The organism is Labedella phragmitis (assembly GCF_004078635.1).
In the GTDB taxonomy this organism is placed as follows: Bacteria; Actinomycetota; Actinomycetes; order Actinomycetales; family Microbacteriaceae; genus Labedella; species Labedella phragmitis.
In genome coordinates this window covers 609507-630604 of sequence record NZ_RZNB01000002.1, presented here as the reverse complement: position 1 = coordinate 630604, position 21098 = coordinate 609507, and the positions used below count along the sequence as shown (strand labels likewise).

Sequence of the window (21098 nt, the reverse complement as noted above, 5' to 3'; positions counted from 1 at the left end):
CCTCGTAGCTCGACTCGACAATCCTAGGGGCGACGGCCGCCGCGACCGGGAATGGCCGTGGGGAGGGCGTCGGAGCCGGCGCTCAGTCTTTTTCCGATATTCTGGAGCGTCCCGTGTCCGTTGCCGCGCCGTGTCCATCCCCCTCGACGTGCCGTTCCGGCCGTCAATCGGCAACGTAGAAGGAGTGTTCGTGCGTTTCGTTCTCGCCATCGCCGCATTCGTGGTCGCCGCGGCGATGATCGTCCTGGGCATCGCCCAGCGAACGGTCTTCCTCCCGCCGTCCACCGTCGCCGCAGAGGGGACCGTCGACGGCGGGCTCCCGTACACGCTCGTGAGCGGCGCGGTCCTGAACTCGCGAGACGGCTCCCAGACGGTGACCGTGACGGGTTCCGACCAGGTCTTCGTCGCCTACGGTCGCACGAGCGACGTCATGGCCTGGCTCGGCGACAGCGAATACGCCGAACTCTCCGTCGACGAGGAGACCGGCGCGCTCACGACCACTCTCCGCGGAGGCGAGAACCCGGACGACCCGTCCGAGACACCGTCGGCGGCTCCTACGGACTCCGCGACTCCGACGGATCCTGCGGCCCCGACGGACTCGGCCGAGCCGGCCGCTCCCGACGAGGAAGGCGACGAGGAGTCGGACGCCGCCGAGGAGCCTCCTGCCGAGCAGGCTGAGGCGGAATCGGTCCGCAACCCGCAGGGCTCCGACCTGTGGTTGAGCGAGTACGTCGAGGAGCAGGCGGTCATCGCGCCGATCAGCGTGCCGGAGGACGTGAGCGTGCTCATCGCCTCGAACGGCGACGACGCCGCCCCGAGCAGCGTCCGGCTCTCATGGCCGGTGAGCAACGCCACTCCGTGGGCCGGGCCGCTCATCGCGGGAGGGATCCTCCTGCTCGTCGTCGGCCTCGTCCTGTACCTCCTCGGGCTCAACCACCTCCGCAAGTCGCGCGGTCCCCGACGCAAGGGCATCACGGCGGGCCCCGGTCTCGAGCAGACGGCGAAGCCGCCGCGTCGTCGCCGACGGGCGCGTCGTTCGCGCACGAGCATGCGGGCAGCGGTACCGGTGCTCCTCGTGTCCGGGCTGCTGCTGAGCGGTTGTTCGGCGAGTTACTGGCCGGATCTCTCGTCCGCAAGCGAGACCCCCGAGCCTACCGACAGTGCCGCCGTCGTCCCGGAGACGACGGACGACGCCGCGGCGCCCGCGGTGACCGTCCCGCAACTCGAGCGCATCATCTCCCGGATCTCGGCCGTCGCCACGGAAGCCGATGCCGACCGGAACAGTGAGCTCGCCGCGACGCGCTTCTCCGGGGCCGCTCTCCAGGAGAGGCAGTCGAACTACTCGATCCGCGGCAAGGTCGCCGATTACGACGTCCCCTACGCCATTCCGTCGTCCCCGTTGCTGCTGTCGCTTCCGCAAGCGACCGACGTCTGGCCGCGTACCGTCTTCACGGTCGTCGGCGATCAGGAGGACACCGCGACGCCACTCATCGCGCTCATGCTCCGCCAGGAGACGCCGCGGTCGAACTACATGGTCGACTACGCCGTCTCGCTCGAGCCCAATGCGACGATCCCGGAATCGGCTCCGGCCTCCGTGGGTGCCGCGTTCATCCCGCCGGACTCCCCGCTCATGCTCGTCGCGCCGAACAACATCGCGGCGTCCTACTCCGACCTCATCGCGAAGGGCGCCGAGAGCGAGTCCGCGCCGTTGTTCACGGAGAGCGACCCGTTCCGCGAGTTCATCGCGAGCGACCGGACGGCGCGGGACGAAGCCCTCGAGGAGACCGCGACGCTCGAGTTCGCCTCGGCGCCGGGCGAGACGGAGCCGCTCGGTCTCGCAACGATCTCGTCGGGAGCCATCGTCGCCGTGAGCATCCAGGAGACCGAGACCGCGAAGCCCGTCGAGACCGGGGCCGTCGTCAAACCGACGGGAGCCATCGCCGCCCTCGTCGGCCTCGAGGAGACGGCGAAGGGCACCACTGCCACCTACGCCGACCAACTGCTCTTCTACGTTCCGCCCGCCGACTCGACCGACAGGGTCGTGCTGCTCGGCTTCAGTCAGGCCCTCATCTCTGCGAAGGAATTGCCATGAGCATCCCCATGAATCCCGGCGCCAACCTCCGCGGCGCCGTCGACCTCTCGGGTCTCGCGTCGCGGCCCCAGCAGGCGGCGCCGGGGGCCGCCGCCGGACCGAATGCGGGTGAGGCCGTACGCGTCCCCTCCCTCGTCCTCGGAGGGACCGACGAGAACTTCGGGCAGTTCATCGAACTCTCCACGCGGGTGCCCGTCGTCGTCGAGCTCTACTCGGACCGCTCGGAGGCGAGCACCGCGCTCGCTCCCGTTCTCGAGAGACTCGTGACGCAGCAGGCGGGCGCACTCCTGCTCGTGCGGGTGGACGCCGATGCCAACCCGCAGCTCGTGCAGGGCCTGCAGGCGACGACCGCTCCGACGGTCGTCGTCCTGATCGGCGGACAGCCGATGCCGCTCTTCCAGGGCGCGGTGCCGGAGGCCCAGTTGTCGCAGGTCCTCGGTCGCGTCGTCGAGGCGGCTGCCCAGAGCGGCGTCTCGGGCCGTGTCGTCGTCGAGGGCGGTGCGGCCGAGCCGACGCCCGAACCCGAGCTCCCGCCGCTGCACCAGGAAGCGTACGATGCGATCGCACGCCGCGATTACGCGACCGCCATCGCGGCGTACCAGAAGCAGATACTCCAGGCGCCGAACGACCGCGAGGCCGTCGCGGGCCTCGCCCAGGTGAGCCTGCTGCACCGGCTCGACGGCAAGACGCTCGACGCGATCCGAGCGGCGGCAGCAGCCGGGCCCGAGGACGTCGACGCGCAGCTCGACGTGGCAGACCTCGATCTGTCCGGGGGCCACGTCGCCGACGCGTTCGACCGTCTCCTCGCGCTCTTCCCCGTGCTCGACTCCGACGGACGCGACCGCGTGCGCGAGCGCCTGCTGGACTATTTCGAGATCGTCGGCGTCGGCGACCCCCTCGTCACGTCCGCGCGGGCTCGGCTCGCCGGGCTGCTGTACTAGGGTCCGCCGACACCTCGCCGCGGCGAACGACGAAGCGCCCCGTCTCCATGACGGGGCGCTTCGTCGTGCCGGCGGTCGATGTGTCAGCGGCGGCGCTTCAGCCAGAGCCCCGCGAGTGGCGGCAGCGTGATGTCCGCGGAGGCCGGCCGGCCGGCCCATGGCTCGTCCTTCACCGTGACGCTCCCGAGGTTCCCGATGCCGGAGCCGCCGAACTCGGCGGCGTCCGAGTTGAGGATCTCGTCCCAGACGCCCGATTGCGGGAAGCCCGCGCGGTACGGGCCGACGGTCGTGCCCGAGAAGTTCATGAACACGGCGATCTCGTCTCCGTTGCCGTCCCGGCGGAGGAACGAGATGATGTTGCGCGTCGAATCGCCGCCGTCGAGCCACTCGAACCCCGAGGAGTCGTTGTCGTGCTCCCAGAGAGCCGAGTTCTCGCGATAGACCCGGTTGAGTTGTGTGACGAGCGAGTGGAGCCCGCGGTGCGCCGGCTGGTCGAGGATCCACCAGTCGAGGTCTCGCGCCTCCGACCATTCGGACAACTGACCGAACTCCTGGCCCATGAAGAGCAACTGCTTGCCGGGATGCGCCCACATGAAGGTGAGGAAGGCGCGCATGTTGGCGAGCTTCTGCCAGTGATCGCCGGGCATCTTGCCGATGAGCGAGCCCTTGCCGTGCACCACCTCGTCATGGCTGATCGGCAGCAGGAAGTTCTCGCTGAACGCATAGAGGAACGAGAAGGTGATCTCGCCGTGGTGGTACGAGCGCCACATCGGGTCGTTGGCGATGTACTGGAGGGAGTCGTGCATCCAGCCCATGTTCCACTTGAGACCGAAGCCGAGTCCGCCGCCGCTCGTCGGCGCTGTCACACCGCCCCAGTTCGTCGATTCCTCGGCGATCATGATGACGCCGGGGTTGCGACGGTAGGCCGTGGCATTGGCTTCCTGCAGCAGGCTGATCGCCTCGAGGTTCTCGTTGCCACCATGGATGTTCGGCAGCCACTCGCCCGGTTGGCGGCTGTAATCGAGGTAGAGCATCGAGGCGACGGCGTCGACGCGGAGACCGTCGACGTGGAATTCCTCGAGCCAGTAGAGCGCGTTCGCGACGAGGAAGTTCCGCACCTGCGGGTTTCCGAAGTCGAAGATGAGCGTTCCCCAGTCCTTGTGCTCGCCTCGGCGCGGGTCGGGGTGCTCGTAGAGGGCCTCGCCGTCGAAGCGCGCGAGCGCCCACGCGTCGGTCGCGAAGTGACCGGGCACCCAGTCGACGAGCACGCCGATCCCGGCCTGGTGGAGGCGGTCGATCAGGTAGCGCAGGTCGTCCGGGTCGCCGAAGCGGCTCGTGGGGGCGTAGTAGCCCGTGACCTGGTAGCCCCATGAGCCGCCGAAGGGATGCTCTGCGAGGGGCATGAACTCGACGTGCGTGAAGCCGAGCTCGGTGACGTACTCGATGAGGTGGTCGGCGAGCTCACGGTAGCCGAGGCCGAGCCGCCACGAGCCGGCGTGCAGTTCGTAGACGCTCATCGGGCCGTTGTGGGGATCGCGCGCCGCACGGGCCGTCATCCATTCGGAGTCGTTCCACTCGTAGTGGGACTCGGTGACGATCGACGCCGTGAGACCGGCAGTCTCGGAGAACCGCGCGAGGGGGTCGGCCTTCGAGACCCAGTTGCCGTCGCGGCCGCGCAACGCGAACTTGTAGAGCGCGCCGCTCTCGACTCCGGGGACGAAGATCTCCCAGACGCCGGAGCCGCCCATCGAGCGCAGTGCGTGACCTTCGCCGTTCCAGTCGTTGAAGGTTCCGACGACTCGGACGGCACTCGCGTGGGGTGCCCACACCGTGAACGACGTGCCGGTGACGGGACGCTCGGCGGTACCGAGGGTGCGACGGTGGGCGCCGAGGACGTCCCACAAGCGCTCGTGGCGGCCCTCGCCGATGAGATGGAGATCGAGCTCGCCGATCGCGGGGGCGAACGCATACGGGTCGTCCGCGATCCAGTCGGGCCCGCCGTCATAGCTCGCCTCGATCTGATACGGCTGGTGACCGGCGACGTGCGCCCCCTGCCAGATGCCCGCACGCACGTGTGAGAGCTCGACGCGAGCGCCGCTGTCGAGGACCGCGGAAACGCGTGTCGCGAGCGGACGTCGCGTTCGGATCACCGTGAGGGCGTCGGAGACGCCGTCGGCGGCGACCGGGTGGCTGCCGAGGACCGAGTGCGGGTCGTGGTGCTCACCCGCGGCGATGCGATCGAGGACGACGTCGTCGAGAGGGGGGATGGCGACCTTGTCGGGCGCCGTGCGCTGCCTCTCGGTCGAGACGGTGTCGCCCGGGGCGGGGGGAGTGTTCGGGGGGATCGTGGTCACGATCAGTCCTCCAGGATCTCGAGAATGTGCACGGGCGTGGTGAAGGCGTCGAGCTTGACGTAGTTGTCCGCGCCCCACTCCCAGACGGCGTCGGTGACGAGGTCGTGCACGCGGAAGGTGGTGCCGCGCGTGATGCCGAAGAGGGTCGTATCCAGGTGCACGACGGTCTCGCGCACCGAGTGCGGATCGACGTTCGCGACCACGATGATCGTGTCGGAGGCACCGGTCGGGGAGAGCTCGGCGGAGACGTGCTTCGAGTAGACGAGGATGTTCTCGTCGTCTGAGGCATGGATGCGCAGGTTGCGCAGCTGGCCGAGAGCCGGGTGCTCTCGACGGATCCGGTTCAGGGTGCCGATGAAGAGACCGAGGGAGGCGCCGGCTGCCTCCGCAGCCGCATAGTCGCGGACCTTGTACTCGTACTTCTCGTTGTCGATGTTCTCCTCGGAACCGGGCCGCGCGACGTTCTCGAACAATTCGAATCCGGAGTAGACGCCCCACAGGGCCCCGGCCGTCGCGGCGAGCGCCGCCCGGATGGTGAACGCCGCCGGTCCGCCGAACTGCAGGTATTCGGTGAGGATGTCCGGCGTATTCACGAACAGATTCGGCCGGTAGTACTCGGCCGTTTCCGTCGAGATGCTCATGAAGAACTCCTCGAGCTCCTCGCGTGTGTTCCGCCAGGTGAAGTAGGAGTAGCCCTGCTGGAAGCCGACCTTCGCGAGCGCTCGCATCATCGCCGGGCGGGTGAACGCCTCCGCCAGGAAGACGACGTCCGGATCCGTCGCGTTGATCTCGCCGATGAGCCATTCCCAGAACTCGACGGGCTTCGTGTGCGGGTTGTCGACGCGGAAGGTGCGGACGCCGAGCGACATCCAGTACCGCACGATGCGGAGCACCTCGGCGCGGATACCCTCCGGATCGTTGTCGAAGTTGATCGGATAGATGTCCTGGTACTTCTTGGGAGGGTTCTCGGCGTACGCGATCGACCCGTCGGGGAGCGTCGTGAACCACTCTGGGTGTTCCGTCACCCACGGGTGGTCGGGGGATGCTTGGAGGGCGAGGTCGAGCGCGACCTCGAGGCCGAGCTCCGACGCCGAACCGAGGAAGGCTTGAAAGTCCTCGACGGTTCCGAGGTCGGGGTGGATCGCGTCGTGGCCGCCCTCGGCGGATCCGATCGCCCAGGGGGAGCCGGGGTCGTTTGGCCCCGCGTCGAGCGAGTTGTTCGGTCCCTTCCGGAAGGCGCGCCCGATGGGGTGGATCGGCGGGAGGTAGACGATGTCGAAGCCCATAGCGGCGACCGCGGGGAGGCGCTTCGCAGCGGTCGCGAAGGTACCGGAGACCCAGGACCCGTCCTCGAGCTTCCGCGCGCCCTCCGATCGGGGGAAGAACTCGTACCACGAGGCGAAGCCGGCCCTGGTCCTCTCGACACGGATCGTCCGCGGTTCGGAGGTGGAGCGCAGCCCCATGAAGGGGCGTTCTCGCGCGATGCGTGCGAGTTTCGGGTCATCGAGGATGGAACGCCGGTCGTCGGTCTTCTTGACGGAGGACAGCTTTTTGGCGAGTCGTGACAAGTAGGTGCGCTCGGACGCGGGACGGGACGCGTCGGCCGAGGCGGCGGCCAGCAGCTGCGCTCCGATCGTGTACATGAGTTCGACGTCGATCCCGGCGTCGATCTTGATCTCGGCGTTGTGGTGCCACGTCGCGAACTCGTCGGCGAAGGCGAGGATACGGAACGACCAGGTCCCGAGTTCGTCCAGGCGGGCCTCGCCCTCCCACGAGTCGGTACCGGGTGCGCCCGGGTCGAGCACGACCGTCGACTCCGCTCCCTTCGGCGACGTGAGGAGCGCGCGGACACCGATGAGGTCGTGGCCCTCACGGAACGCCGTCGCTCGGAAGGGGACGATCTCGCCCGCGAAGGCCTTCGCCGGCCATCGACCGCCTTCGACCTCCGGGGAGACCCCGAGGATGGGAATGCGCCCGATCGTTGGGGATCCGGGGCTCGGGAGAGACCCGTCCGGAGTCGTCGTCGTCGGTTGAGCCTTCTGCGCCGACTGAAGGTCGGCCGTCTTCTTCGCCACCCTCAGACCGTACCCCGTCGGGCCATCCCGCGGCAGGGTCCGGGGCACGTCCGCGCCCTGTGGGCCCGACGCGCTACACTCCTCCCCCTCCCGTAGGCTGAGCGCGTGAAGGCCATTCGTCGTTTCGCCGTCCGCCCCGCTCTCCCGGAGCGGCTCGCCGCTCTCGAGACTCTCGTCGGCAACCTCCGGTGGGTGTGGCATGAGCCCACGAGGGAGCTGTTCTCGGAGATCGCGCCCGGCGCGTGGGAACACGCGCAACGCGATCCCACGGCGCTCTTCGCCTCCGTCTCCCAGTCGCGCCTTGACGAGCTCGCCGCCGACGACGGTTTCGTCGACCGGGCACATGCGTTGCGCGACGACCTCGAGCGGTACCTCGCCGAGCCGCGCTGGTACCAGCACCTCGAGGGGGACAAGCCGGAGTCCATCGCCTACTTCTCTCCCGAGTACGGCATCACCGCGGCGCTCCCGCAGTACTCCGGCGGCCTCGGGATCCTCGCCGGCGACCATCTGAAGAGCGCGTCGGACCTCGGCGTCCCGCTCGTCGCGGTCGGCTTGTTCTACCGCTCGGGGTACTTCAGTCAGTCGCTGTCCGCCGACGGCTGGCAGCAGGAGACCTACCCCATCGTCGATCCGGACGGACTCCCGCTCTCCGTGCTGCGTCACCTCGACGGCACTCCCGTCGACGTCGTGCTCGCCCTGCCGGACGGTCGTTCGCTCAACTCGCGGGTCTGGACGGCGAAGGTCGGCCGAGTGACCCTGCTCCTCCTCGACACCGACGTACCCGAGAACGACGCCGACCTCTGCCAGGTGACGGACCGCCTCTACGGAGGGGGAGAGGAGCATCGCCTCCGACAGGAACTGCTGCTCGGCATCGGAGGGGTCCGGGCGATCAAGCAGTGGTGCGAGCTGACGGGCTCGGCGTTCCCGGCCGTGTTCCACACGAACGAGGGCCACGCCGGGTTCCTCGGTCTCGAGCGCATCTCCGACCTCGTGGGTGCCGGTCTGAGCTTCGCCGAGGCTCACGAGGTCGTCCGCGGTGGCGCCGTATTCACGACCCACACGCCGGTTCCCGCCGGCATCGATCGCTTCGACCCGGCGCTCGTCCGCCGGTACTTCTCGACGGATCTGCTCCCCGGGGTGGACGCCGACGACGTGCTCTCCCTCGGCCAGGAGGTCGATGCGAGCGGTGTCGTCGGTCCGTTCAACATGGCCATCATGGGCTTTCGTCTCGCGCAGCGGGCCAACGGCGTCTCTCGTCTGCACGGCGAGGTCTCGCGCCGGATGTTCCGGTCGCTGTGGCCGGGGTTCGACGAGAACGACGTCCCCATCGGTTCCATCACGAACGGAGTGCACGCCGCCACGTGGACGAGCCCCCACCTCGCCGAGCTCGCCGAACGCGCGTGGGGGACGCGCGACACCACGGCCGTCGACTGGCGTGACGACGCGGTGAGCGACGGGGCGCTCTGGGAGACCAAGCGCCGTCTGCGCGCCGAACTCGTCGCCGATGCGCGTCGTCGGGTCGAGGCCACATGGGTGTCGCAGAACCCCGGGGGAGTGGTGCCCGACTGGATCGGTTCCGTCCTCGACCCCGACATCCTGACGATCGGTTTCGCCCGGCGCGTGCCCACATACAAGCGCCTGACGCTCATGCTCCACGACGAGGAGCGACTGAGAGCACTCCTCCTCGACCCGGAGCGCCCCATCCAGATCGTCGTCGCCGGTAAGTCGCACCCGGCCGACGAGGAGGGGAAGCGGCTCATCCAGCAGCTCGTCGAGTTCACGGCGCACCCGGACGTGCGCTCCCGCATCGTCTTCCTGCCGGACTACGACATGGCGATGGCGAAGACCCTGTTCCCGGGCACCGACGTCTGGCTCAACAACCCGCTGCGCCCTCTCGAGGCGTGCGGCACCTCGGGCATGAAGGCCGCCCTCAACGGCTCGCTCAACCTGTCCATCCTCGACGGCTGGTGGAACGAGTTCCACGACGGCGCGAACGGCTGGGGCATTCCCACCGCGGCGGCGAACGTCCCTCCGGAGGAACGTGACCGCATCGAGGCGTCGTCGCTGTACGAGCTCCTCGAGCATCACATCGTTCCGCGCTTCTACGATCGCGACGACGCGGGCATCCCGCGTAGCTGGATGACGTCGGTGCGGCACTCGCTCGCGACGCTGTCTCCCACCCTCAGCGCGGATCGCATGCTCCGCCAGTACGTCGAGGCGCTCTACGTGCCGGCAGCTCGAGCGGCGGCGCGGCTCTCGGAGTCGGGCTACCGTCCGGCGCGCGAGCTCGCCGCATGGAAACAACGCGTCGTGTCGGCCTGGCCGAACGTGGCCATCACCCACGTCGAATCGGGTGGCCTCGACGTCACACCGCAGGTCGGCGAGATGTTGCGACTGCGCGCGTACGTCGACCTCGGCGCCCTCAGATCCGAGGACGTCAGTGTCGAGCTCGTGTACGGTTCGGGCTCGGCGGAAGGGGAGCTGACCGACGCGTCGATTCTTCCGCTCGAGCCTGTCGATCCCGGCGTCAGCGCGGGGCGCGGCACCGACGACGGGGGCACGGTCTACGGTGGCGAACTGCGGCTGGAGCGCTCCGGCAACTTCGGCTACACGGTCCGCGTCGTGCCGCACCACGCGGATGTCGCGAGCGACGTGGAGATGGGACTCGTCGCCGTCGCCCAGTGAGGTGGGTCAGTCGGCCGTCAACGCGGCGGTCGTGCCCGCGGTGAGCCGGAGCAGGTCGGCGGGCGCGAGCTCGATCTCGAAACCGCGTCGGCCACCGGAAATGAAAACGGTCGCCAGGGCATCCGCCGACGCATCGACGACCGTCCGGTGGGCGTGCTTCTGACCGAGTGGACTGATGCCACCGACGACGTAACCGGTCCGGCGCTCCGCGACGGCCGGATCCGCCAGGACGGCGCGCTTGCCTCCGACGGCTCGGGCGGCCGCACCGAGGTCGAGGCGATGGGCGACGGGGATGACGACCACGACGATCGAGCCGTCGATCTCGACGATCAGGGTCTTGAAGACGCGTTCGGCCGCGACGCCGAGGGCGTCCGCCGCCTCCATTCCGAACGAGGCCGCGCCCGGGTCGTGCGTGTAGACGTGGCCGGTCCACGGTGTGCGGGTGGTGTCGAGCAGCCGCGTCGCCGGTGTCGCGGGCGGGCGTCGGGCCGAGCGATTCACGACACCGCGTGGTAGAGCAGCATCGACGTGCCCGCGAGGTCGACTGTCTCTCCGGGTTCGTGCTGCGACGATTCGACGAGCGGCTCCTCGTCGACGCTCGACCACAGCAGTTCGTAACGAATGACGCCGTCGTGCCGGGGGAGGACGACGCGCGTGGGCGACTCCGTGCCGTGAACGATGAGCAGGACGCGGTTGGACTGTTCCGTCGACGCCTCGGGCGTCGACTCGGCGAGGTACTGCAGCGTCCGATGGTCTGCGCGCAGCCAGTCTTCGTCGCTCATGGTCCCGCCGTCGACGTCATACCAGTCCATCCGGGACGCCCCCGGGGTGGTCTCGCCCGGACGGCCGTAGCGGGTCGGGCGGAGAGCCGCGTTCTCCGCGCGGAGCCGGATGAGCCGCCGTGTGTGGTCACGGAGTTGCACCTGCCACGACGACAGCGAGTGCGTCAACCACGTGAGCTCGGAGTCGTGGCAGTAGGGGTTGTTGTTACCGCGCTGGGAGCGACCGAACTCGTCGCCCGCCGTGATCATCGGGATACCGGCCGACAGGAGGAGCGTCCCGAGGAGGTTCCGCATCGCCTTCCTGCGTGTGGCGAGGATCGCCGGATCGTCGGTGTCGCCCTCGGCGCCATGGTTGAACGATCGGTTGTTGTCGCTCCCGTCGCGGTTGGACTCGCCGTTGCCGACGTTGTGCTTCACGTCGTAGGAGACGAGGTCGGCGAGCGTGAACCCGTCGTGGGCCGTGATGAAGTTGACGGAGGCGAGTGGACCGCGCTCGCCCGAGAAGGTGTTCGAGGAACCCGCGAGCCGCGTCGCGAATCCGCCGATGCCCGTGGGTGCGTGGTCCGCGCGACGCATGTAGTCGACGTCGCTCAACCAGAAGTTCCGGACCCTGTCGCGATAGCGGTCGTTCCACTCGTGCCAGCCGTCGGGGAAGTTGCCGGTCTGCCACCCGCCCATCCCGACGTCCCACGGTTCGGCGATCATCTTGACGCCCGCGAGCTCCGGCGCCTCCACGATGGAGCGGATGAGTGGATGATCGCGCCGGTACTCGTGCCTGTCGTCGCGGCCGAGCGCCGGCGCGAGGTCGAAGCGGAAGCCGTCGACCTGAACGTCGTTGGCCCAGTAGGAGAGCGAATCGAGCACGAGCCGCCGGGCCGCGTCGCGCGAGAAGTCGACGGTGTTGCCGGTGCCCGCCGTATCGATGTAGCGGCCGTCGTCCATCTGCCGGTAGTAGCTGGAGTTGTCGAGGCCGCGGAGGCTCGTGGTGGGACCACCGGGGCCCTCCTCCGCCGTGTGGTTGTAGACGACGTCGAGGACGACCTCGAGACCCGCTTCGTGGAGAAGCTTCACCATTCCCTTGAACTCGCGCAGCACGGCGGACGGACCGTCCGCCTGCGCACGCTTCGAGGCGTACGCCGAGTGCGGGGTGAAGAAGTTGAGCGTGTTGTAGCCCCAGTAGTTCGACAGTCCTTGCTTGATGAGCCTTTGTTCGGACACGAAGGCGTGCACGGGCAGGAGTTCGACGGTCGTCACGCCGAGGTCGCGCAAGGCGTCGATCGTCGCGGGGTGCGCGAGACCCGCATAGCTGCCCCGCAACTCCTCGGGGAGGTGCGGGCTCAACCGCGTGAGGCCCTTGAGGTGAGCTTCGTAGATGACGGTGCGGTCGAGAGGTACCCGTGGCTTCTCCGCGCCGCCGAAATCGAAGGAGTGATCGGGTACGGCGGAGCGGTAGACGCCGGGGGAGCGCCGGACGAGACCGGTTCCCCACGGATCGAGGAGGAACCGCGTCGGGTCGAACGCATGCCGGGGACCGGTGGGGCCGTCCGCGCGCAGTGCGTACCGGGTACCCGTCTTGAGGCTCCGGGTCCGGGCCGACCAGACGCCGGCACCCACCGGCTGGAGCGGCACGGTCTTGACGATCCAGTCGAGGTCGGTGTCGTCGAAGATCACGAGGTCGATTGCGGTCGCGTTCTCCGACCACACACGGATCTCGCCCCCCGACGAGGTGAGTCGCACGCCCAGGTCGCGGAGGGGATCAGCCGGTGTCATGCGTTCTACAGTAAAGGGGGCCGGAGTCCGTCGAGTGACGGCATGTGAGCGGAGGAAACGGATGGCGATCTACCTCGATCACTCGGCGACGACGCCGATGCGGGAGGAAGCCGCGGAAGCGTGGCTCGCGACGTCGCGCGCCATCGGCAACTCCTCGTCGATCCACAGCCACGGGCAGTCCGCGCGACAGGCCCTCGAGGAGGCGAGGGAGACCGTCGCGCGGACGCTCGGCGTCGACGCGATCGAGGTGCTCTTCGTCTCGGGAGGGACGGAGGCGATCAATCTCGCGATCAAGGGGCTGTACTGGTCCCGCAATGCGGACGGCGGTCGGCCCGTGGTCGTCGCCTCGCGGGGAGAGCATCACGCCACCCTCGACACGATCGAGTGGTTGGCCGAGCACGAGGGGGCCGAGGCCGCCTGGGTGCGGCTGTCGGACGACGGTTCCATCGACGTCGACGACCTCGCGCGCGTGCTCCGAGCCCACGCCGGGCGGGTCGCGCTCGTGACGGTGCTCGCGGCGAACAACGAAGTGGGGACGGTCGAGTCGCTCGAGCCGATCGCTCGCCTCACGACGGTCGCGGGCGTTCCGCTCCACATCGACGCTGTGGCGGCCTATGGCCACGTTCGCCTCGACCTCGGAGCGCTGCGGTCCTCGGCCGGCGCGACGGGGGCGATGGGGCCGGTCGCGCTGTCGGTCTCTGCGCACAAGATCGGGGGCCCTCAGGGAATCGGTGCCCTGGCGCTCGACCGGAGCACGACCATCGAGCCGCTCCTCCACGGCGGCGGACAGCAGCGTCGTCTGCGCTCGGGAACGCAAGACGTCGCGTCGGCGGTCGCCTTCGCTCGTGCGGCGGAGGTGACGGTGAAGGAGATGGCCGGGGAGGACGCCCGGATCTCGTCGCTGCGGGAGAGTCTCGTCAGAGGAGTGCTCGACGCCGTTCCCGATGCCGTTCTCAACGGCGTGTCACTGTCGGCGGACGACGAGCACGGGCCCGTACGTCTCCCGGGGAACGCGCACTTCTCGTTCCCGGGCTGCCAAGGCGATTCGATCCTGTTCCTCCTCGACATGGCGGGGATCTCGGTGTCGACCGGGTCGGCCTGCCAGGCCGGGGTCCCCGAGCCGTCGCACGTGCTGCTCGCGATGGGGCGGTCGGAGGAGGTCGCCCGCTCGGCCCTCCGCGTGACGCTCGGGCACACCACGACGCAGGACGACGTCGACGCGTTCCTCGCGGCGATCCCGGGAGTGATCCGATCGGCGCGAAAGGCGGGGCTCTCCGAACGCGATGTCGCCGTGCGCTGACGGACCCCGCCGCGCGCCCGACCGTAGACTGGTCGGTATGAAGGTTCTCGCAGCGATGTCCGGTGGCGTCGATTCCGCCGTCGCGGCGGCGCGCGCCGTCGACGCCGGTCATGAGGTCGTAGGGGTGCACCTCGCCCTCAGCCGGATGCCCGGCACGCTTCGGACCGGGAGCCGGGGCTGCTGCACCATCGAGGACTCGATGGACGCCCAGCGCGCGGCGAACCTCATCGGTATCCCGTATTACGTGTGGGATTTCTCGGAGCGCTTCAAGCTCGACGTCGTCGACGACTTCGTCGCCGAATACTCCGCGGGTCGCACCCCCAATCCGTGCATGCGCTGCAACGAGAAGATCAAGTTCGCCGCGCTCCTCGAGAAGGCGGTGGACCTCGGTTTCGACGCCGTGTGCACGGGACACTACGCGCGGCTCGACCGCTCGGCGTCCGGGGCGGTGGAACTCCACCGAGCGAGCGACGAGGCGAAGGACCAGTCCTACGTCCTCGGCGTTCTCACGGCCGAGCAGTTGGCGCACTCGATGTTCCCCCTCGGTGAGACGCCGTCGAAGGCCGTCGTCCGCGCCGAGGCTGCGGCGCGAGGGCTGAGCGTGGCGTCGAAGCCCGACAGCCACGACATCTGCTTCATTCCGGACGGCGACACCCGAGGGTGGCTGGCCGAGCGCGTCGGCGCGGAGACGGGCTCGATCCTCGACCGCGCGGGTAACGTCGTCGGCGACCACGACGGCGCACACGCCTTCACGGTCGGGCAGCGTCGCGGGCTCCGGCTCGGCGTGCCGGCGGACGACGGCAAGCCGCGGTTCGTCCTCGAGGTGCGTCCGAAGACGAACGAGGTCGTGGTCGGACCGAAGGAGGCCCTCGCGATCGCGGAGATCGCCGGTGCCCGGTTCTCGTGGGCGGGCGAGCCGCTCGACGAGCCCGGCGACTGGTTCGATTGCGACGTGCAGATCCGCGCGCACGCCGACCCCGTGCCCGCGCGGGCACGGATCGCGCCGACCTCGGACGGCGAGGAATTCGTCGTCGTCCCCGCCCGGCCGCTCGACGGGGTCGCGCCCGGGCAGACGGCCGTCGTCTACCTCGGAACGCGTGTGCTCGGTCAGTTCACGATCGACCGGACCGTGAGCGCCGTGCCCGTGACCGTCGACGCATAGGCATCGACGGACCGATTCTCTCGCGCTCGTCGACCCCTCGGATGGTGTCGGGGGTCGTCTCTAGACTGATGGCGTGAACGCGAACGCTGCTGCTCCCACCACCGGTTCCTCGCCCGAGGGCACGACGACCGAGGAGCTCCCGCCGCCCGGCGACCTGTCGGCCGAAGCGGCGGCGGACGAGTCGCAGCGGCTCACGACCCGCATCCTCGAGCTGCGCGACGCGTACTACGAACGCGACGAGGTCCTCGTGAGCGACGCCGAGTACGACGCGATGCTCCGCCGGCTCGACGAGATCGAGCGATTGTTCCCCGAGCTCCAGAGTCAGGACAGCCCGACTCAGACAGTCGGCGGTCGCGCCCAGACCACTCTCTTCACACCTGTGACGCACGCCGAGCGCATGCTGAGCCTCGACAACGTCTTCTCGCCCGAGGAGTTCGACGCGTGGGCCGCGAAGGTCGTCGCGTCGAGCGGTCGTCCCGTCCGCTGGCTCTGCGAACTCAAGATCGACGGTCTCGCGATCAATCTGCGGTACGAGCGCGGTCGGCTCACGAGCGCCGCCACCCGCGGTGACGGGGTGGTCGGCGAGGACGTCACGGAGAACGTGCGCCGCATCGCGATCATCCCCACCCAGCTCGCCGGCGATGGCCACCCCGAGCTCGTCGAGGTGCGGGGCGAGGTGTTCTTCCCCGTCGACGCCTTCCGCGAGCTCAACGCGGAGCAGGCGGCAGCGGGGGAGCGCGTGTTCGCCAATCCCCGCAACGCGGCGAGCGGCTCCTTGCGGCAGAAGGCCGAGGGCAAGAACGCGAAGGCGATGGACCTCATGGAGAGGCGGCTCGGACGTCTCGGCATGCTCGTCCACGGCATCGGCGCCTGGTCGAAGCCGCCAGTGGCGAGTCAGTCCGAGATCTACGAGCTCCTCGCCTCGTGGGGGCTCCCCACGTCATCGCACTACCGCGTCGTCGACACGGCCGCCGACGCCGCAGACTTCATCGTGCGCACCGGTGAGAACAGGCACTCGGTCGAGCACGAGATCGACGGCGTCGTGGTGAAGGTCGACGAACTGGCATTGCACGACGAACTCGGTGCGACGAGCAGGGCGCCGCGGTGGGCCATCGCCTACAAGTACCCGCCGGAGCAGGTCAACACGAAGCTCCTCGACATCGTTGTGAGCGTCGGCCGGACCGGGCGCGCCACCCCGTTCGCCGTCATGGAGAAGGTGAGGGTCGCGGGCAGCGAGGTCCGTCAGGCGACGCTGCACAATCAGGACGTCGTCAAGGCGAAGGGCGTGCTCATCGGCGACACCGTCGTCCTGCGGAAGGCCGGGGACGTCATCCCCGAGGTGCTCGGACCGGTCGTCGAGCTCCGCGACGGCACCGAGCGGGAGTTCGTCATGCCGACGGAGTGTCCGGAGTGCGGAACGACACTCGCTCCCGCCAAGGAGGGCGACGTCGACCTGCGGTGCCCGAACGCGCAGAGCTGTCCGGCACAGGTCCGTGGCCGCGTCGAGCACATCGGTTCGCGAGGAGCCCTCGACGTCGAGGCGCTCGGCGAGGTCTCGGCGGCTGCGCTCACGCAGCCGTTCGTTCCGAGCGAGCCGCCGCTGCGGACGGAGGCCGGACTGTTCTCGCTCACCGTCTCGGATCTCTTCCCCATCGAGGTCGTCGTCCGCGATAACGAGACGGGTCTTCCGAAGCTCCGGGAGGATGGGAGCGAGAAGACCGACACGCCCTTCCGGCGCCTGCGGCGGAAGGGCGACGGCGCCTTCGATCCCGATGCGACGGAGTTCACCGGCGACGAGACCCACGTACCGTCGAAGAACGCGATCGAACTCATCGCGAATCTCGACGCCGCCAAGCAGAAGCCGTTGTGGCGGTTCCTCGTTGCGCTCAGCATCCGCCACGTCGGTCCCGTGGCCGCTCGTGCCCTCGCCGACTGGTTCGGCTCCCTCGCCGCCATGCGCTCCGCGAGTCGGGAAGAACTCGCGGCCGTCGAGGGGGTCGGTCCGACGATCGCCGATGCGCTCGTGGAATGGTTCGCCGTCGACTGGCACCAGCAGATCATCGACCAGTGGGCGGCGGACGGGATCCCGTTCGCGACACCGGGTCACCCGGGTCCGGGAACGGCCGCGCAAGCGGGCGGCGTGCTCTCGGGCGTCACGGTCGTCGCGACGGGGTCCCTCGAGGGCTTCACCCGAGAGGGCGCTCTCGAAGCGATCATCGCGGCCGGAGGTAAGGCGGCCTCGAGCGTGTCCAAGAAGACGGACTTCGTCGCCGCCGGTCCGGGCGCCGGGTCGAAACTCGCGAAGGCCGAGGAACTCGGGCTGCGGATCATCGACGCCGAACAGTTCGCCCGACTTGTGACGGAGGGTCCGGCGGCGCTCGACGACTGACAGGGTCGCTGCCGCCGTCACGAGCGCGAACGTCGCCGACGGCGTCGGCGTCGCCGTCGCCGTCTCCGTCGCCGCGACACTCGACTCCTCACCTCGCCCGTGCTCGCGCGAGCGGGCGCTGGTCGCCCAGCGCCTAGAATGGGCGCACACCCAGACATCCATCCGACGGAGATCCATGTCCGAAATCTCGGAGCAGCAGGTCGCGCATCTCGCGAACCTGGCCCGTATCGCCCTCACGCCCGAAGAGATCTCGAGCCTCACGAGCGAGCTCGACACGATCGTCGACAGCATCGCGAAGGTTCAGGAGGTCGCCACACCCGACGTCCCCGCGACGAGCCACCCCGTCCCGTTGCAGAACGTCTTCCGCGACGACGTGGTCGGCCAGACCCTCACGACCGAGCAGGCCCTCGCCAACGCGCCCGAGAGCGCCGACGGCCGCTTCAAGGTCTCGGCGATCCTGGGGGAGGAACAGTGAGCGAGTTGATCCGCAAGTCCGCGAGCGAGCTCTCGGAGCTCCTCGCCTCCGGCGAGGTGAGCGCTGTCGAGGTCACTCGCGAGCACCTCGACCGCATCGCCGCGGTCGACGGGGACGTCAACGCGTTCCTGCACGTGTCGTCCGACGCTCTCGACGTCGCGTCCTCGATCGACGAGCGTCGCTCGAAGGGTGAGGCCCTCGGACCGCTCGCCGGCATTCCACTCGCCGTGAAGGACGTCCTCGTCACGACGGACATGCCGTCGACGTCCGGCAGCCGCATCCTCGAGGGCTACATGTCGCCCTTCGACGCGACCGTCGTCGCGAAGTCGCGTGCCGCCGGGCTCGTGCCGATCGGCAAGACCAACATGGACGAGTTCGCCATGGGGTCCTCGACCGAGCACTCGGCCTACGGTCCGACCCACAACCCGTGGGACCTCGACCGTATCCCCGGTGGTTCAGGCGGCGGCTCCGCCGCGGCCGTCGCCGCTTTCGAGGCGCCGCTCGCGCTCGGAAGTGACACCGGCGGGTCCATCCGTCAGCCCGCCCACGTCACGGGCACCGTCGGCGTCAAGCCGACCTACGGCGGTGTGAGCCGCTACGGCGCGATCGCTCTCGCCTCGTCCCTCGACCAGGTCGGGCCGGTCACGCGGACCGTCCTCGACGCCGGACTCCTCCACGATGTGATCGGCGGCCATGACCCGCTCGACTCGACGTCGCTCCGTGACGAGTGGCCGTCGATGGCCGCCGCGGCTCGCGACGGCGCATCCGCCGGGTCGTTCGCCGGACTCCGCGTCGGCGTCGTCTCCCAGTTCACCGGCGAGGGATTCCAGGCCGGTGTCCGTCGTCGCTACGAGGAGGCACTGTCACTCCTCGAAAGCAACGGTGCCGAGCTCGTCGAGGTCAGCGCTCCGCACTTCGAGTACGCGATCGCCGCGTACTACCTCATCCTTCCCGCCGAGGCCTCCTCGAACCTCGCCAAGTTCGACTCCGTCCGCTTCGGCATGCGCGTGACCCCTCCCGGCGGCGGCACCGTCGAGCAGGTCATGTCGGCGACGCGCGAGGCGGGCTTCGGCCCCGAGGTCAAGCGACGCATCATCCTCGGCACCTACGCCTTGAGCGCCGGGTACTACGACGCCTATTACGGCAGCGCGCAGAAGGTCCGCACGCTCATCCAGCGCGACTTCGAGAACGCCTTCGAATCCGTCGATCTCCTCGTGAGCCCGAGCGCCCCGACGACGGCATTCAAGCTCGGCGAGAAGCTCGACGATCCTCTCGCGATGTACCTCAACGACATCACGACGATCCCGGCCAACCTCGCGGGCGTCCCCGCGATGAGCGTGCCGATCGGCCTCGCTCCGGAGGACGGGCTGCCCGTCGGCATCCAGTTCATGGCGCCCGTCCGCGAAGACGCTCGCTTGTATCGCGCGGGCGCGACACTCGAAGCACTGCTCCTCGAGCGATGGGGGCACGGCCTCCTCGCCGAGGCACCGGAACTGGGAGGAAAGTGATGGCGCGCGATCGCGTGATGGACTTCGACAAGGCGCTCGAGCTCTTCGAGCCCGTCCTCGGTTTCGAGGTCCACGTCGAACTCAACACCAAGACCAAGATGTTCTCCGCAGCGCCGAACGGCTTCGGTGACGCTCCCAACACGAACATCTCGCCGGTCTGCCTCGGTCTGCCGGGCTCCCTGCCCGTCGTCAACGAGCAAGCCGTGCGCTACTCGATCAGCCTCGGTCTCGCCCTCGGCTGCAGCATCGCTCCGACGTCACGATTCGCCCGGAAGAACTACTTCTACCCGGACCTCGCGAAGAACTACCAGATCTCCCAGTTCGACGAGCCCATCGCGTTCGAGGGTCAGGTCGACGTGGAGCTCGCCGACGGCAGCGTCCGGACGATCCCGATCGAGCGCGCCCACATGGAGGAGGACGCCGGCAAGCTCACCCACGTCGGCGGGGCCACCGGGCGCATCCAGGGAGCCGAGTACTCGCTCGTCGACTACAACCGCGCCGGCGTCCCGCTCGTGGAGATCGTGACGAAGCCCATCTTCGGGGCCGAGCACGACGCACCGGAACTCGCGAAGGCGTACGTCTCGACGATCCGCGACATCGTCATCGCCCTCGGCATCTCCGATGCGCGCATGGAGCGGGGCAACCTCCGCTGCGACGCCAACGTCTCCCTGCGCCCGCGGGGACAGGAGAAGCTCGGCACCCGGACCGAGACGAAGAACGTCAACTCGCTGCGATCCGTCGAGCGGGCCGTCCGTTACGAGATCCAGCGCCAGGCGGCGATCCTCGCCGACGGCGGAACGATCACGCAGGAGACACGTCACTGGCACGAGGACACGGGAACGACGTCGGCCGGTCGTCCGAAGAGCGATGCGGACGACTACCGGTACTTCCCGGAGCCCGACCTCCTGCCGGTCGTGCCCTCGCCCGAACTCATCGAGGAGCTGCGCGCCGCCTTGCCCGAGGCCCCGGCGATCCGTCGTCGTCGGCTGAAGGAGACGTGGGGCTTCACCGACCTCGAGTTCCAGGACGTCGCAAACGGTGGACTCGTGGCCGAGGTCGAGCTCACGATCGCCGCCGGCGCCTCTCCGCAGGCCGCTCGGAAGTGGTGGACGGGCGAGATCTCACGGCTCGCGAACGTCCAGGGAGTCGAGGCGACATCACTCGTCTCGCCCGAGAACGTCGCCGCTCTCGCGCGACTCGTCGAGGACGGCACGCTCACGGACAAGCTCGCACGCCAGGTCCTCGAGGGAGTCGTCGCGGGTGAGGGCGCCCCGGAAGAGGTCGTCGAGAAGCGCGGTCTCGCCGTCGTCTCGGACGACGGGGCTCTCATCGCCGCTATCGACGAGGCACTCGCGGCCCAGCCCGATGTTCTCGCCAAGATCCAGGACGGCAAGGTCCAGGCGGCCGGGGCCGTCATCGGAGCCGTCATGAAGGCGATGCGGGGTCAGGCGGACGCCGCACGTGTCCGCGAGCTCATCCTCGAGCGCGCTGCCCAGCCCTGATGGCATCCGACGCCGTTCGGCGTCGGACACGACACCGCCGCCGTCCCGGTCTACACCGGGACG

13 protein-coding genes are annotated in these 21098 nt (G+C 69.2%); 9 read left to right on the top strand and 4 right to left on the bottom strand.

The genetic code is table 11. From position 1 onward, the window contains the following. Positions 1 to 190 precede the first annotated feature (190 nt). Together ELQ90_RS07675 and ELQ90_RS07670 are read left to right on the top strand one after the other, a co-directional pair. On the top strand, positions 191 to 2092 hold the full coding sequence (locus tag ELQ90_RS07675; RefSeq protein WP_128494658.1) for a DUF8094 domain-containing protein: 1902 nt from the start codon (positions 191 to 193) through the stop codon (positions 2090 to 2092). Then, a complete protein-coding gene (locus tag ELQ90_RS07670) occupies positions 2089 to 3033 on the top strand; it encodes a tetratricopeptide repeat protein (protein WP_128494657.1) in 945 nt (314 codons plus the stop codon). Before ELQ90_RS07675 ends, ELQ90_RS07670 begins: the two co-directional genes overlap by 4 nt. Before the next feature lie 83 nt (positions 3034 to 3116). Here the strand turns inward: ELQ90_RS07670 and glgB are convergent, their stop codons facing one another. Beyond that, entirely contained in the window at positions 3117 to 5300 is a 2184-nt protein-coding gene (gene glgB / locus ELQ90_RS07665; protein ID WP_424980805.1) for a 1,4-alpha-glucan branching protein GlgB, read from the bottom strand. An 89-nt stretch (positions 5301 to 5389) separates the two neighbouring features. Beyond that, the gene (locus ELQ90_RS16925) at positions 5390 to 7366 is read right to left on the bottom strand and encodes an alpha-1,4-glucan--maltose-1-phosphate maltosyltransferase (RefSeq protein ID WP_424980804.1); all 1977 of its coding nucleotides are present in this window, start codon (positions 7364 to 7366) and stop codon (positions 5390 to 5392) included. A 201-nt stretch (positions 7367 to 7567) separates the two neighbouring features. Here ELQ90_RS16925 and glgP point away from each other — a divergent pair, with 201 nt between their 5' ends. Beyond that, positions 7568 to 10147, top strand: coding sequence for an alpha-glucan family phosphorylase (gene glgP, locus ELQ90_RS07655; protein ID WP_128494654.1), 2580 nt, complete (start codon positions 7568 to 7570; stop codon positions 10145 to 10147). A 6-nt stretch (positions 10148 to 10153) separates the two neighbouring features. Here the strand turns inward: glgP and ybaK are convergent, their stop codons facing one another. Both ybaK and glgX read right to left on the bottom strand, forming a co-directional pair. Then, positions 10154 to 10648, bottom strand: a complete 495-nt coding sequence (ybaK, locus tag ELQ90_RS07650) for a Cys-tRNA(Pro) deacylase (RefSeq protein WP_208020587.1) — start codon at positions 10646 to 10648, stop codon at positions 10154 to 10156. Further along, positions 10645 to 12699: a glycogen debranching protein GlgX gene (glgX, locus tag ELQ90_RS07645; protein ID WP_128494653.1), complete on the bottom strand. Its 2055-nt coding sequence runs from the start codon at positions 12697 to 12699 to the stop codon at positions 10645 to 10647. Before glgX ends, ybaK begins: the two co-directional genes overlap by 4 nt. Positions 12700 to 12760: 61 nt before the next feature. Between glgX and ELQ90_RS07640 the strand changes: the two genes are divergently transcribed. The 6 genes from ELQ90_RS07640 to gatB all read left to right on the top strand — a co-directional run bounded on the left by ELQ90_RS07640 (position 12761) and on the right by gatB (position 21035). Next, positions 12761 to 13999 (top strand): cysteine desulfurase family protein, encoded by a 1239-nt coding sequence (locus ELQ90_RS07640; protein WP_128494652.1) that lies wholly within the window; start codon positions 12761 to 12763, stop codon positions 13997 to 13999. 37 nt (positions 14000 to 14036) lie between these two features. After that, complete coding sequence (mnmA, locus tag ELQ90_RS07635; protein ID WP_128494651.1) at positions 14037 to 15161, top strand: tRNA 2-thiouridine(34) synthase MnmA; 1125 nt, start codon at positions 14037 to 14039, stop codon at positions 15159 to 15161. 154 nt (positions 15162 to 15315) lie between these two features. Continuing rightward, the gene (gene ligA, locus ELQ90_RS07630; RefSeq protein WP_128494789.1) at positions 15316 to 17550 is read left to right on the top strand and encodes an NAD-dependent DNA ligase LigA; all 2235 of its coding nucleotides are present in this window, start codon (positions 15316 to 15318) and stop codon (positions 17548 to 17550) included. Between the two features lie 175 nt (positions 17551 to 17725). Next, positions 17726 to 18025 carry an Asp-tRNA(Asn)/Glu-tRNA(Gln) amidotransferase subunit GatC gene (gatC, locus tag ELQ90_RS07625; protein WP_128494650.1) on the top strand — a complete coding sequence of 100 codons (300 nt, stop codon included), beginning with the start codon at positions 17726 to 17728 and terminating at the stop codon, positions 18023 to 18025. Continuing rightward, positions 18022 to 19533 carry an Asp-tRNA(Asn)/Glu-tRNA(Gln) amidotransferase subunit GatA gene (gene gatA / locus ELQ90_RS07620; protein WP_128494649.1) on the top strand — a complete coding sequence of 504 codons (1512 nt, stop codon included), beginning with the start codon at positions 18022 to 18024 and terminating at the stop codon, positions 19531 to 19533. The genes gatC and gatA overlap by 4 nt, the downstream gene beginning before the upstream one ends. Beyond that, entirely contained in the window at positions 19533 to 21035 is a 1503-nt protein-coding gene (gene gatB, locus ELQ90_RS07615; RefSeq protein ID WP_128494648.1) for an Asp-tRNA(Asn)/Glu-tRNA(Gln) amidotransferase subunit GatB, read from the top strand. Before gatA ends, gatB begins: the two co-directional genes overlap by 1 nt. Positions 21036 to 21098: the final 63 nt, after the last annotated feature.

What these genes read in the sequence shown, in the direction of transcription:
- ELQ90_RS07640 (WP_128494652.1), top strand. Translation starts at nt 12,761, where the DNA reads ATGGCGATCTACCTCGATCACTCGGCGACGACGCCGATGCGGGAGGAA.
- glgX (WP_128494653.1), bottom strand. Translation starts at nt 12,699, where the DNA reads ATGACACCGGCTGATCCCCTCCGCGACCTGGGCGTGCGACTCACCTCG.
- ELQ90_RS07670 (WP_128494657.1), top strand. Translation starts at nt 2,089, where the DNA reads ATGAGCATCCCCATGAATCCCGGCGCCAACCTCCGCGGCGCCGTCGAC.
- mnmA (WP_128494651.1), top strand. Translation starts at nt 14,037, where the DNA reads ATGAAGGTTCTCGCAGCGATGTCCGGTGGCGTCGATTCCGCCGTCGCG.
- gatC (WP_128494650.1), top strand. Translation starts at nt 17,726, where the DNA reads ATGTCCGAAATCTCGGAGCAGCAGGTCGCGCATCTCGCGAACCTGGCC.
- gatB (WP_128494648.1), top strand. Translation starts at nt 19,533, where the DNA reads ATGGCGCGCGATCGCGTGATGGACTTCGACAAGGCGCTCGAGCTCTTC.